Raw genomic sequence first — 12586 nt, 5'->3', positions numbered from 1 at the left:
GAGCTCTTCTTCGCGACGCCCAAAACATCGCGAGACAAGCTCGCTCCCCCAGGCCCGGGTTAGTTTCCGCCTTCGCTGCGTCCGCCACTGCTGACTTCGGGCGGTACATCTTCGCCCGCTATGCGCTTGCGGAACAGCGAGGTGCGCGCCAGCAGCAAGGTGGTCACCGGTACGGTAATCGCCAGCAAAATCGGGATCAGCCAGGCGTGCAGCACCGGTGTCGATTTGAGTGCCGAGAAGTACAGGATCGACGCCAGTGCCACGCACCACGCGCCCAGGGTCGAGGCCAGTGCCGGCGGGTGCATGCGCTGGAAAAAGTCTTTCAGGCGCAGCAGCCCGATAGCACCGCACAAGGCAAACAGACTACTCAGAACCAGCAGCACTGCCACCGGTATTTCGATCCAGAGCGATAACTCGCTGACTGAATTCATTCGATCACCTCGCCACGCAGCAGGAATTTGGCCAGTGCAAAAGAGCCGACAAAGCCGAACAGGGCAATCAGCAGTGCGCCCTCAAAGTAGGTGTCACTGGCATAACGGATACCCAGTACCAGCATCACCAGCATGGCGAGGATATACAGGTAGTCCAGCGCCAGAACCCGGTCCTGGGCCGACGGCCCCTTGAACAGCCGGATCACGGTCAGGACCATCGCCAGGCTGAACAGGAACAGGCTGGTGAGGATGGCATTGGAGAGCAGGGCACTCATTCAAAGATCTCCATCAGGGGGCGTTCGTAGGTGTCTTTGAAATGCCGGATAAACTGCGCTTCGTCATCCAGGTCGAACACATGCAGCAGCAGTACGCTGCGGTCCAGCGCCAGCTCCGACCAGATAGTGCCGGGCACCACGGTGGTAATCATCGACAAGGCGGCCAGGCCGTTGGCATCGCGCAGATCCAGGGGGATCTTGATGAAGCGTGAGCGGGGCGGTTTCTTGCCGGCCATGAGCACGCCCCGGGCGACTGCGATATTGGATGCCACCACATCGCGGCCCACCACAAAGAACAGCTTGATGACCACGCCGGGCCGGCGAATATGGATGGGCAGCGGCCGCAGGGGCGCGAACATCAACGGGGCCAGAAAGCCCAGCGCAGCACCAAGCAGCAGATTGCCGGCGCTCAATGACAGGTTGAGCACCAGCCACAGCAGCCACAGCGCAAGTGACAGCCAGGGAGCCGGAAACAGGCGCTTCATGGTTGTACCTCCTGTAGCGCCGCTTTGGCTTCGGGGCCGGGTACCGGGCGGGTGCCAATAACGGCCATCACATAGCGCTCGGGATTGTTCAGGGTGTCAGCGGCATCATGGGTATAACGCAATACGGGCTCGGCCTTGAACGTCAGGACCACACAGAGTCCGATCAACAACACGATGGGCAGGTATTCGAAGCGACGCAGCAGCGGCGACGGGCGCTCGATGGGTGTCCAGAAGCGCTGGATACCCATGCGCGCGAAGGCAATCAAAGAGGCCAGACCCGAGAAGATCAGCAGCGCAAACAGGCCCCAGGCAGCGGTCGAGACTGGAGCGTCAGCGGTGTTACCCAGGCCAGCCGGGTTAAGCAGGGCATTGAGCAGGCCGAGCTTGCCGATGAACCCGGACAGCGGCGGCATGCCGATAATCAACAGGGCACAGGCGATAAAGCTCAGGCCCAGGAAGGCCATGGTCCAGGGAATGATTTGGCCGACCACGGCTTTTTGCTCGTCATCCAGATTGGTGCCCCGCGGCGGATTCAACGACTCCATCAGGGCGGGCAGTTGCCCGGCATCGTCCTCAAGCAGCATCTCGTTGGAGGAGCGCGAGCGTTCGATCAGCTCGGCCAGCAGGAACAAGGCGCACAAGGCAAGGGAGGAGCTGACCAGATAGAACAGCGCGGCAGCGGTCAGGTTGGGTTGGGCGAAACCCACGGCCGACAGCAGGATGCCCGCCGACACCAGAATGCTCAGGCTGGCCATCCGCTCAAGGCGTTGGGCGGCCAGTATGGCAATGGCAGCACAGACGATGGTCGCCATGCCGCCGTATATCAGCCAGTCACCGGCAAAGTAGGCCGACGCTCCGGCCTGACCGGAAAACAGCAGGGTCCACAAGCGCAGAACTGTGTAAATGCCGACTTTGGTCATGATCGCGAACAGGGCGGCGACCGGGGCACTGGCTGCCGAGTAGGCCGGAACCAGCCAGAAGTTCAGCGGCCACATGCCGGCCTTGGCCAGAAAGGCGATGGCCAGAATGGCGGCGCCGGCATGCAGCAAGCCGCGGTCTGCCTCGGGCACCAGCGGGATTTTCAGCGCCAGATCGGCCATGTTCAGGGTACCGGTGACGCCATAAATCAATGCCGCACCGATCAGGAACAGGGATGACGCCAGCAGGTTGATCGAGATGTAGTGCAGGCCCGCAGACACCCGGGCCTTGCCGGAGCCGTGGAGCATCAGTCCGTAGGAGGCGGCCAGCAATACTTCGAAAAACACGAACAGGTTGAAGATGTCGGCGGTCAGGAAGGCACCGTACAGGCCCATCAGCTGGATCTGGAACAGTGCGTGGAAGCTGGCCCCGGCGCGGTCCCAGCGGGCCATGGCGAACAGCAGCGCGCAGCTGGCGATGATGCCGGTCAACACCAGCATCAGCGCCGACAGGCGATCAACCACCAGGGCGATCCCGAACGGTACTTGCCAGTTGCTGGGCAGGTACACGCCAATCGCTGACGGCAGCGGTTGCTGCTGGGTCCATAGCAACAACAGCACGGAGATGCCCAGGCCCATAAAAGTCGAGATCAGGTTGATCCGGGCTTTGAGCGGGCGGCGTTTTTCTCCCAGCAACAGCATGCAGGCTGCGGTGAGCAGCGGTAACAGAATGGGCGCGACGATCAGATGCGGCATCAAATTCATTCTTTAGGCTCCCGGCCATCGACGTGGTCGGTACCGGTCAGGCCCCGGGAGGCCAGCAAGACCACCAGAAACAGGGCGGTCATGGCAAAGCTGATGACGATTGCGGTGAGTACCAGGGCCTGGGGCAACGGGTCTGTGTAGTTGAGCAGGTCCTGGGGCACGCCGTCCTTGATCACCGGCTCCTTGCCGATAAACAGGCTGCCCATGCTGAAAATGAACAGGTTGACCCCGTACGACAGCAGGCACAGGCCCATGACCACCTGGAAGGTCCGCGGGCGCAGCACCAGCCAGGTTCCGGACGCGGCGAGTACGCCGATTGCGATAGCGATGACTTCTTCCATCAGGCAGCTCCCGTCCTGGGTTGAGTGGCGGGTTGAGAGGCAGGCTGATTGCTCGGGCGATGGGCCCGGACCGACTGGTGAGCCAGTGCCGTGAGGATCAGCAGCGTGGCGCCGACCACGACGGCATAAACGCCGATATCAAAGAACAGGGCGCTGGCGATATGGATGTCACCCAGCAGCGGCAAGCTGAAGTGTGCCGTGTGGGTGGTCAGGAACGGATAGCCCAGAGGAATTGCGCCGAGCCCGGTGAGGGTGGCGCACAACAGGCCGGTGCCCATCCAGCGCAGCGGCCGCAGGCTCATTTGCGCCTCGACCCACTGGGTGCCTGCCACCATGTATTGCAAGATGAACGCCACGGACATCACCAGGCCGGCAACAAAGCCGCCGCCCGGCTGGTTGTGGCCGCGCATGAACAGATACATCGACACCACGAAGGCAATCGGCAACAGCAGGCGCACCAGCGCCGCGGGCACCATCATGAAGCCCAGGGCGGTGTCGCTGGCACTGCGCGGGTTGACCAGATCGGTCATTACGTCCTTGGCCAGCAGACGCTGCTGGGAAGGCAGCTGCATGCTCTCTTTGGGCGGGCGGAAGCGACGCAGCAGGGCAAAAACGGTGAGTGCCACGGCTGCCAGCACGGTGATTTCACCCAGGGTGTCGAAGCCCCGGAAATCCACCAGCATCACATTCACCACATTGCTTCCGCCGCCATCCGGCAAAGCCCGGCTCAGGTAGAAAGACGACGTGTCGTTCGGGGTCTGGCGGGTGAGCATGGCGTAGGACAGCATGGCCATACCGCCGCCGACTGCGGCCGACAGCAGCAAGTCACGCAAACGGCGGATCTGCGCTTTGCGCAATGTCCCCGGTAGTGGCGAGACTTCTTCTATCCGCCGCGGCAACCAGCGCAACCCGAGCAGGATAAGGACCGTGGTGACCACTTCGACTACCAGCTGGGTCAGCGCCAGGTCAGGTGCGGAGAACCAGACAAAGGTCACACAGGTCATCAGGCCGCACACGCTGACCATGGTCAGGGCTGCCAGACGGTGGTATTTGGCTTGCCAGGCAGCGCCCAGGGCGCAGGCTATAGCCAGCAGCCATAGGGTCACGAACACAGTCGACCCCGGTATTTTCGGCCGGTCGCCCCAGGTCAGGCCGCTGTAGAGCATCGGAATCAGGCCCGCGATCACGGCAGCCAGAATCAACACGAACAGCTGGGTTTGCAGGCGCTGAGTGCTGATGCGTCGCTCAATGCGGCGCGCCCAGCGCATGATCACCACCAGGCAGCGCTCGAAGAAACGCTTGCCATTGAAATACGTGATTAGCGGCGGCAGCGGATAACGGCCGAGTTTGAGCTGTTTACGCAGCACCACATACAGCAGGATGCCGCAGGACATTGCGATCAGGCTCATGATCATCGGTGCATTCAGGCCGTGCCAGATCGCCAGGCTGTATTCAGGCAGTTCGCCGCCCACCACCGGTTGCGCGGCAGCCGCCAGCAACGGGCCGACGGTTTGTGCCGGGAAGATCCCGACCATCAGACAGGTGAACACCAGCAGCTCCACCGGGGCCCGCATCCAGCGTGGCGGCTCGTGGGGAGTCAGGGGCAGGTCGGTGGGAGGCGGACCGAAAAACACATCAACGGTAAAGCGCAGGGCATAGGCCACGCTGAATGTACCGGCGATGGTTGCGATTACGGGCAGGGCAATTTCAACCCAGGCCGTGGAGTTGATGAACACGGTTTCGGCGAAGAACATCTCTTTGGACAGAAACCCGTTAAGCAGCGGTACACCTGCCATCGAGGCGCTGGCCACCATGGCCAGGGTCGCGGTATAGGGCATGAGTCTGAACAGGCCGCTGAGCTTGCGAATATCCCGAGTACCACTTTCGTGGTCGATGATGCCTGCCGCCATGAACAGCGACGCCTTGAAGGTCGCATGGTTGAGAATGTGGAACACCGCAGCGACCGCCGCCAGTGGGCTGTTGAGGCCCAGCAGCAGGGTAATCAGGCCAAGGTGGCTGATGGTTGAATAGGCCAGCAAGCCTTTGAGGTCGTTTTGAAACATCGCGCAGTAGGCGCCCAGCACCAGGGTGCAGGCCCCGGCGCCGCTGACAATCCAGAACCACTCTTCACTGCCCGACAGCGAGGGCCAGAGCCGGGCGAGCAGGAACACCCCGGCCTTGACCATGGTTGCCGAGTGCAGATAAGCCGAAACCGGAGTGGGTGCTGCCATCGCGTGGGGCAGCCAGAAGTGAAACGGGAATTGCGCACTTTTACTCAGGGCGCCGATCAGGATAAGCGGGAGCAGAACGGGATACAGGCTGTGGGCGCGAATCTTGTCGCCGGCGACCAGCACTGCATCCAGATCGTAGCTGCCGACGACATGGCCAAGCAGCATGACCCCCGCCAGCAAGCACAATCCGCCCGCACCGGTAACCATCAGCGCCATATAGGCGCCGCGTCGGGCATCTGAGCGGTGGTGCCAATATCCAATCAGCAAGAAAGAGAAGAGGCTGGTGAGCTCCCAGAAAAACACCATCTGGATCAGGTTGCCGGACACCACCAGGCCGAGCATGGCGCCCATGAACGCCAGGAAAAAAGCAAAGAAGCGCGGCACCGGGTCTTCGGGTGACATGTAATAACGGGCGTACAGCGACACCAGCGTGCCGATGCCCAGCACCAGAATCGAGAACAGCCAGGCGAAACCGTCCAGCCGCAGCACAAAATTCAGGCCGAGACTGGGCAGCCACATGAACTCTTCGCGAATCACCCCGCCATGGGCAATTTGCGGATAGAGCAGGGCTACTTGAATGGTACCGATCAGAGCAATCAGACCGGCCAGCAGTGATGCACTGTTACGTGCGTTGTGCGGCAAAACAGCCGCCAGACAGCTGCCGATAAATGGCAGAAGCAGTAGAACTATCAGGGACATAGGCTTCTAATCTGCAGGAGTTTGTGAGCGATCATACGTGGCGACTTGTATATCACCAACAAAGAAGCTGTAGATGAATCCTACAAAATGTGTGCAAACGCAAGTGGCGCGGCGCGGCATCTTCCCTGTATGAACACTCCAGAGTGTGAGTCTTTGCTTTCAGTATCAGCGCGTGCGCTTCAGTCGCATGCTTCATTGCCTTGCTTGTCTTCCAACGGGTCGGGCGCTTTACCCTTTGTTTTTAACTCACTGACGATCACCGCTGCAACAATCAATACCGCACCCAACAAGGCGATACCCGGCAAACGCTCCCCGCCCAGACGTCCGGCGATGCCGGCCCACACCGGTTCACCTGCATAAATGAGCGTGGCGCGGGTGGGGGAAACGCTCTTCTGGGCCCAGTTCATTGCTACCTGAATTACCGCACTTGCAGCGCCCAAGCCTACGGCGCTGGCTAACAAAAGCCATGAGAAATCGGGAGCGGTCTCACCGGTAGGAATAGTCATCAGGAAAGCCAGAATCGACGCAGTACTGAGTTGCACCACCGTGACCCGTCGAACATCGACTTTGCCAGCATAGGCGCTGATCAGGATTATTTCTGCCGCTATGGCGATGGCGCTGATTAGTGTCGCGATCTCGCCAGGGCTGAAGTCAAGGGACGCACCGCTCGGGCCTGACAGCAGCATCAGCCCGGTGAACGCCAGGACAATACCCAGACTTGGCATCAGCCCGGGTCGGCGTCCCAGCACCAACCACTGCAGCAGCGGTACGAAAGGTACATACAACGCTGTAATAAAAGCCGACTGACTACTGGGAATAGTCTGCAGGCCAATGGTCTGCAAGCCATAACCGAGCATGATAGACACCCCGATAAACACCCCGGCCTTGAGTTCAAACAGGGTAATGCCGCGCAGACTGCGAATTGAAAACAGAGAAACAATCAGCGCGGCGGCAGCAAAGCGCAGCCCCACAAAAAACATCGGTCCGCTGGACGTCAGTGCATGCTGCACTAATAGAAAAGTGACGCCCCAAACCATGGTAATCAGCACCAGCACACATTCGGCCTTGCTGAAACGGGAGGTCAAAGACATCAATTTTGAAGGTTTCAACGTTGTCATAGCCTTGCACGCTGCCGGAAGAGAGACGCACAATGCGTCAAAGCTGAGCAGTATACTGCGCAGTCCCACAAGGTGAGCAATATAGTGCCCAAAGAAAATTCACAACGTGCGTCGGTGTTACAACACGTCAGCCAGAACGTCCGGCGCCTGAGGCTGGTCGCACTCCTCAGCCAAAGTGCACTGGCCGAGCTGTCGGGAGTAAGTCGGCGGATGCTGGTAGCTATAGAGGCGGGCGAAAAGAACGTCAGCCTCAGCACCCTGGACCGGGTCGCCGAAGCGCTCAATGTTGCTTTCAGCGACTTGATCCAGGCACCGGGCTCTGCCGACCCGAGCCGCATCAATGAAGTGGCCTGGACAGGTACCGGCCCGGGAAGCAAGGCCGTGTTATTAGCCAAGGCTGTAGCTTCAAGAGAAGTAGAGCTGTGGGAATGGACGCTGGAACCGGGCGAGGAATACCAGTCCCAAGCCGATGCCGATGCCGAGGGTTGGAGTGAACAGCTGTACGTATTCGAAGGGTGTTTGACCCTGGTCATAAGCGAACAGGCATTACGTTTCAGCGCCGGAGAGTTCTACATGTACGCCAGCAACAAACCGCACTCCTACAGAAACGAAGGCGACGTGGTTGTGCGCTTTATCCGTAACGTAGTGATATGAGCGCAGGCGTCGGGCGAGCCATGGCGAGGGCTGGTCAATTAACTAAAAATTATTAGAATTCAGGGGGTTGCCAGCTTCGATCTTCTAGTACATAATGCGCGCCATCAGCTCGGGGCAACAACCTGAATCGCTGAAGAATCAAATGCTTGTAGCGATAAAATCGCAGCAGCAACCTTTGTATTTGATGTTTCTCATGAAGCGTCACGCACAATTGGCCGAATAGCAAAATGGTTATGCAGCGGATTGCAAATCCGCCCACGCCGGTTCGATTCCGGCTTCGGCCTCCACATTCGAAAGCCCCGCAGATCAAGGTCTGCGGGGTTTTTTATTGGCCGCAGGAAAGTGAAGTGTTGCATAACTACTTCACTTTGCGGGCTTGGCGACTGCTCCGATACGCCGGTAAATCCGTTCCGTAATCCATTCTTTTGAGTGCCCAAGAAGCGCGCTCGCCTCCGAAATATCTGCAACTCCCGACGCAGCCTTTGGCCTGATATCACGAAACTGCGCAGTACGAGTGAGGGCTGAAGAAGTTGACCGAGCCCTGACCGATGAACAAACCAAACAGGCACGCCTGCGTGATCGCCTTGCTACTGCTGACCTGCGGCTGTCAGTCCTGCTCGACGCCATAGGCTCAAATGGTAGTGGAGGAGTGCAAGCCACCACCGGCGCCGGCGGCGTGGTTTATGGAACCGCGAGAGCCCAACTTGCCCCAGAGCATGCTCAACGAATTATCGGGATCACCGGCGACGACGATCAAGGACTGATCGCGCTGCAGGCTTGTCAGGCCTTCGCAAAAGAGGTTTCAGGCAAGAAATGAAAGTAGTGACTGACACTGGGAGCTTAAGCGTTCAATCCAAGTATCGATATCGCACTAATGCCTGCAGTTTCAGGACGTTAGTTGGCTATCAGTTATAACCAAAAGCCAACTAGAGGCTTGGTGTTTAGGAGTGTTCTTATTGTGTTGAGGTTTGCTTGCTGTACCGTGCTCACGCTTGTTGGTGTTTGAATGATGTGTAAATAGTTTTTTAGAGTGTTATTTTTAAACTAAGGAATATTGATGCCTTTGGATAGTGCAGTGCGTGGTCGTTGGTCAGTACTCGAATATCTGGGCCGGCCGGCCAACTCTCGGAAAGTGCTCATAGTCGGTTGTGGCACCACTCCCCAGCACGTAACCATGGGAAGCGGTGCAATGACGATACCTGGCATTGCCTGCTCTCTGGGTAGGGCCCACAGTAGAGACTTTACTTTGGACGTTAGCGCTGATGCGGGTGCTGATCTGGTCATTGATCTGGTAACGTTTCAGGGGACCGAGTTAGGCCAGTATGGCTACGGAAGATTTGATCAAGTTGATTTTGAGTATCTTAATCGCGGGCCAGCTCAGCCCTTTTCGGATCAGCATATACGTTTGTGGATCGATGCAGCTGACAAACTTTTGAAACCAGGCGGAAAGACTGTTTTTTATTCTGGTTCCACTCAGTATAGGAATGTAGCCAAAAGCAGAATGGTCGAACTTGGCTACCGATGTGCTGAGGAGACATTAAAGCCTGATGGTACTCCAGGAAATAAGTACGGGCATATATTCTGTTATGGAGTAAAAAAAGGGCGTTAAAGCGAGTCTGTTAAGAAGTATGCATTAAATCTGCGAAGTACCTCTGCCACTGCAAATTCCCGTGTTAAGACTTCAGCGGCCTGACCAGCTCGGGCCCCTGGTTTTCCACATTCCCCACCGAGTACCAATCAAAGTCCTTCGTTGGCTGGCAACAGGTCAACGCCAAAGCTTCAGCTTTTTTTTGGTCAAGGTCGTTATGGAAAGTGGACGCATGGCGCTACGGAGAACAACTGGCCGACCTAAGGGCTGCCCATCAATTGGAGTTAGCTAATATGGCCAATGCAAACTCAGCAGTGGTCCTCGAGGAGCAAGATAAACGCTTTGCCCTGGAGCAATGGCTGGCAGCCAGCGACCAAGCCCGTTACCGAGCCCTGACCGATGAACAAACCAAACAGGCACGCCTGCGTGATCGCCTTGCTACTGCTGACCTGCGGCTGTCAGTCCAGCTCGACGCCATCGGTTCAAATGGTAGTGGAGGAGTGCAAGCCACCACCGGCGCCGGCGGCGTTATGGACGTCAGCAAGCGGCCAATAGCTGGCCCGCAATGTATTCACAGCGGCCTTTCAGAAGCAGCTGGGAGTCAAGTCCATGCAATTACGTAAAAGGTCCAACCGGCACTGTGCTGAGTCAGTCCGAGGCCGGTTAGTTCCTTCCTGTGTTTGCGGCCTGGGGCACAGGAAAAGTGCACAAGGCTTCTGTGTGCATGGCCCGAAAACTGGAGACTCAAATCAGCAGACGGGGTTCCAGGTCCAACCCAATTGAACGGCTCATTGCTTAACTTGGTAGTAGCGGGCAGGGATCCCCCAGATCACCAGTACAGTGGCCAGTACGCAGACGGCACTGAGCATGTACAGGGCAGGCGTTGCACTACCCGTCAGGTCTTTGATCCGCCCTACCATGAAGGGGGCGATAATTCCGCCCAATTGGCCCAATGAGTTGATCAAGGCGATCCCGGCTGCGGCTGCCAGTCCGGTGAGAAACCGCGGTGGAATGGTCCAGAAAATCGGCATCCAGGCAATGATCCCGGTGAGAATCATGCTCATCCCAGCCATCAGGGGCAACAGCTGACCAGGAAACCAAGCGCAGAGTAAATAACCCCCAGCAGTCAATGACGCGCAACCGGCCATATGCCAGCGACGTTCGCCACGTTTGTCCGAGCTGCTGCCAATCAGCAGGTTTCCTACCGCCGCGATCAGATACGGGATCATAGTCAACAAGCCAATATCGAAGGTATCCGCCACCCCGGCGCTTTTGATCAATTGCGGCATCCAGAACAATAAGCCGGTCAAGGCCATGACCAGGCAAAGGTAAATGGCCGACATCACGTAGGTGACCGGGTGCTTCCAGATATCCGAAAAGCGGCTGGAGGAATCAGGTTTGGGCTCGCTCGCCATACGCTCAAGCAGCACGCGCTTTTCGTCTGCCGTTAGCCACGACGCATCTTCGATCTTGTCACTCAACAGCCACAGCACCACAACGCCCAGTACTATCGAAGGCAAACCTTCAAGCAGGAACAGCCACTTCCACCCTGCCATGCCATACATCCCGTCGAAATGCCCCAGAATGAAGCCCGCCAAGGGTCCTCCGACGATTCCGCACAGGCAGATCGAGCTCTTGAAATAGGCATTGACCCGACCCCGGCGATTACCTGGATACCACTGGGTAAAGTAGTACAGTACGCCCGGCACAAACCCTGCTTCCATTACACCAATAAGAAAACGCAGGGTATAGAACCAGAACTCGTCGCTCACAAACATCATGCACGCCGAGGCAATGCCCCAACTCACCATGATCCTCGCAATCCAGACCCGGGCACCGATCTTGTGAAGCAGAATATTGCTCGGTACTTCAAACAGAAAGTAGCCGACAAAAAACAGGCTCGCGCCAAGACCATAAACGGTGTCGCTGAATCCCAAATCGCTTTGCATCTGTAATTTGGCGAAGCTGATATTGACGCGATCCAGGTAAGCAAACAGGAAACAAATAATAAACAGCGGTATGATCCGCCAGTTCACTTTGCGGTATAGGACATCGTCCAGCAATTCGACCCGCGATTGCGCGGTCGAGAGGGTTTCAGCAGTCATGGTGCACCTATTGGTTATTGTTTTTAAGGTGTTGCACAGAGCATGAGAGTGCCACTGCACCTGCCTTTACGCGCAAAGCGACAGGTGCCCTTGTAGAACCATCCCGAATGATCGCCGGCCTTGTCTGCCTTCGTGCGACCACCTTTAACCACCCACTGAAAAATCTTAGGGTTGTGGGTCAGGACCGCCTGATCGTCTACTTTCTGCTGGTGAATTTCGTCTCGGGTGGCAGCGCTATCCAAATAACACGAACTTTGCCCGATTGTTTTTGTAGGCGGTTCTTCAGAAACCGCGTGGGCGTTACTGTATTTTTTCCAAAGGCTGCTGCCTAATGACACTTGCTGATTGAGTGATAACTTTTAGTCATCCCCGATGCTGCCATCCTGGATAACCATAATGTTTGGACAAGTAGGAGTCCTGTTACAAGGGGAGGGTGGTGTCGACCTGTCTTGTAGTCCGGTCAGGCTGCTTTCGGCCGATCCTGTTGTAAAGTCGGCCTTGGGTTCCACGGCAGAGGCGTATGCAATCCGAGATTGAAGTCCTTACTTTTGGCTGAGGCTCTCAGCCTCAGCTTTCTTGTAGCCCCGTGCAGAAACGGAGTTGTCACCGGTCGATTTCCGGGCAGTTTGAGCGGTGCAACTTTTTCAACACTATCGGCCATGAGCAGGCATCAGCGAACGCTGATGCTAAGCGTCCTTTTTCAGGCGCGCGAACACCTCATCACATGCCTCTCTCCAAGCCAGCATTGCCCCATTCTTTCGAAGCTTTTCTAACCCGGCGTAAGTGTAGGTACCAGGTGTTGCGATACTACCGCCCAGAACTTCCAGGCTGACGTCAGGTTGGTGCCGTGTGAACGAGCCCCATGAAAGACAGGACACCGTTCCCCCCTTAAGATAAGGGATAGGCAAACGGGTATGTTTATGACTAACAGCAACGATAAGGGTGGCGAGCTGCTCGGCCAGGAACGCCGACGCCGC

The 12586-nt window shown here is 57.4% G+C and carries 9 protein-coding genes, 1 tRNA gene and 4 pseudogenes; 4 read left to right on the top strand and 10 right to left on the bottom strand.

The window, feature by feature from the left end:
• Positions 1-59: 59 nt before the first annotated feature.
• The 7 genes from EQV90_RS14730 to EQV90_RS14700 form a co-directional block, all read right to left on the bottom strand.
• Positions 60-431, bottom strand: coding sequence for a Na+/H+ antiporter subunit G (locus EQV90_RS14730; RefSeq protein WP_003446109.1), 372 nt, complete (start codon positions 429-431; stop codon positions 60-62).
• On the bottom strand, positions 428-706 hold the full coding sequence (locus tag EQV90_RS14725) for a K+/H+ antiporter subunit F (protein WP_003446108.1): 279 nt from the start codon (positions 704-706) through the stop codon (positions 428-430). Before EQV90_RS14725 ends, EQV90_RS14730 begins: the two co-directional genes overlap by 4 nt.
• Positions 703-1191 (bottom strand): Na+/H+ antiporter subunit E, encoded by a 489-nt coding sequence (locus EQV90_RS14720; RefSeq protein ID WP_003446107.1) that lies wholly within the window; start codon positions 1189-1191, stop codon positions 703-705. The genes EQV90_RS14725 and EQV90_RS14720 overlap by 4 nt, the downstream gene beginning before the upstream one ends.
• A complete protein-coding gene (locus EQV90_RS14715) occupies positions 1188-2873 on the bottom strand; it encodes a monovalent cation/H+ antiporter subunit D (RefSeq protein ID WP_003446105.1) in 1686 nt (561 codons plus the stop codon). The genes EQV90_RS14720 and EQV90_RS14715 overlap by 4 nt, the downstream gene beginning before the upstream one ends.
• Positions 2870-3214, bottom strand: a complete 345-nt coding sequence (locus EQV90_RS14710; protein ID WP_003446102.1) for a Na+/H+ antiporter subunit C — start codon at positions 3212-3214, stop codon at positions 2870-2872. The genes EQV90_RS14715 and EQV90_RS14710 overlap by 4 nt, the downstream gene beginning before the upstream one ends.
• Positions 3214-6144, bottom strand: coding sequence for a monovalent cation/H+ antiporter subunit A (locus EQV90_RS14705; RefSeq protein ID WP_240878325.1), 2931 nt, complete (start codon positions 6142-6144; stop codon positions 3214-3216). The genes EQV90_RS14710 and EQV90_RS14705 overlap by 1 nt, the downstream gene beginning before the upstream one ends.
• Before the next feature lie 179 nt (positions 6145-6323).
• Positions 6324-7235, bottom strand: a complete 912-nt coding sequence (locus tag EQV90_RS14700; protein ID WP_240878337.1) for a DMT family transporter — start codon at positions 7233-7235, stop codon at positions 6324-6326.
• A gap of 111 nt (positions 7236-7346) precedes the next feature.
• Here EQV90_RS14700 and EQV90_RS14695 point away from each other — a divergent pair, with 111 nt between their 5' ends.
• Together EQV90_RS14695 and EQV90_RS14690 are read left to right on the top strand one after the other, a co-directional pair.
• Complete coding sequence (locus EQV90_RS14695; RefSeq protein WP_240878324.1) at positions 7347-7916, top strand: XRE family transcriptional regulator; 570 nt, start codon at positions 7347-7349, stop codon at positions 7914-7916.
• A 213-nt stretch (positions 7917-8129) separates the two neighbouring features.
• Positions 8130-8203: transfer RNA gene (locus EQV90_RS14690), tRNA-Cys, on the top strand.
• A gap of 76 nt (positions 8204-8279) precedes the next feature.
• Here EQV90_RS14690 and EQV90_RS14685 read toward each other — a convergent pair.
• Positions 8280-8420, bottom strand: a pseudogene (locus EQV90_RS14685) (integrase); the annotation flags it as partial.
• 31 nt (positions 8421-8451) lie between these two features.
• Between EQV90_RS14685 and EQV90_RS14680 the strand changes: the two are divergent.
• Together EQV90_RS14680 and EQV90_RS14675 are read left to right on the top strand one after the other, a co-directional pair.
• A pseudogene (locus tag EQV90_RS14680) lies at positions 8452-8733 on the top strand (hypothetical protein); the annotation flags it as partial.
• A 1049-nt stretch (positions 8734-9782) separates the two neighbouring features.
• Positions 9783-10034 (top strand): annotated as a pseudogene (locus EQV90_RS14675) (hypothetical protein); the annotation flags it as partial.
• Between the two features lie 258 nt (positions 10035-10292).
• Here EQV90_RS14675 and EQV90_RS14670 read toward each other — a convergent pair.
• Positions 10293-11609, bottom strand: coding sequence for an MFS transporter (locus EQV90_RS14670; protein ID WP_127196453.1), 1317 nt, complete (start codon positions 11607-11609; stop codon positions 10293-10295).
• Positions 11610-12295: 686 nt separating this feature from the next.
• Positions 12296-12586 (bottom strand): annotated as a pseudogene (locus EQV90_RS14665) (hypothetical protein); the annotation flags it as partial.

This window comes from Pseudomonas sp. TMW22089, from assembly GCF_022496645.1.
Classification (GTDB): domain Bacteria; phylum Pseudomonadota; class Gammaproteobacteria; order Pseudomonadales; family Pseudomonadaceae; genus Aquipseudomonas; species Aquipseudomonas paraversuta.
The sequence above is the reverse complement of the archived record's forward strand: the minus strand, read 5'-3'. Positions and strand labels throughout refer to the sequence as shown.

Coding starts and splice junctions, on each gene's coding strand:
- EQV90_RS14730 (WP_003446109.1), bottom strand. CDS start 431: ATGAATTCAGTCAGCGAGTTATCGCTCTGGATCGAAATACCGGTGGCA.
- EQV90_RS14725 (WP_003446108.1), bottom strand. CDS start 706: ATGAGTGCCCTGCTCTCCAATGCCATCCTCACCAGCCTGTTCCTGTTC.
- EQV90_RS14720 (WP_003446107.1), bottom strand. CDS start 1,191: ATGAAGCGCCTGTTTCCGGCTCCCTGGCTGTCACTTGCGCTGTGGCTG.
- EQV90_RS14715 (WP_003446105.1), bottom strand. CDS start 2,873: ATGAATTTGATGCCGCATCTGATCGTCGCGCCCATTCTGTTACCGCTG.
- EQV90_RS14710 (WP_003446102.1), bottom strand. CDS start 3,214: ATGGAAGAAGTCATCGCTATCGCAATCGGCGTACTCGCCGCGTCCGGA.
- EQV90_RS14705 (WP_240878325.1), bottom strand. CDS start 6,144: ATGTCCCTGATAGTTCTACTGCTTCTGCCATTTATCGGCAGCTGTCTG.
- EQV90_RS14700 (WP_240878337.1), bottom strand. CDS start 7,235: ATGTCTTTGACCTCCCGTTTCAGCAAGGCCGAATGTGTGCTGGTGCTG.
- EQV90_RS14670 (WP_127196453.1), bottom strand. CDS start 11,609: ATGACTGCTGAAACCCTCTCGACCGCGCAATCGCGGGTCGAATTGCTG.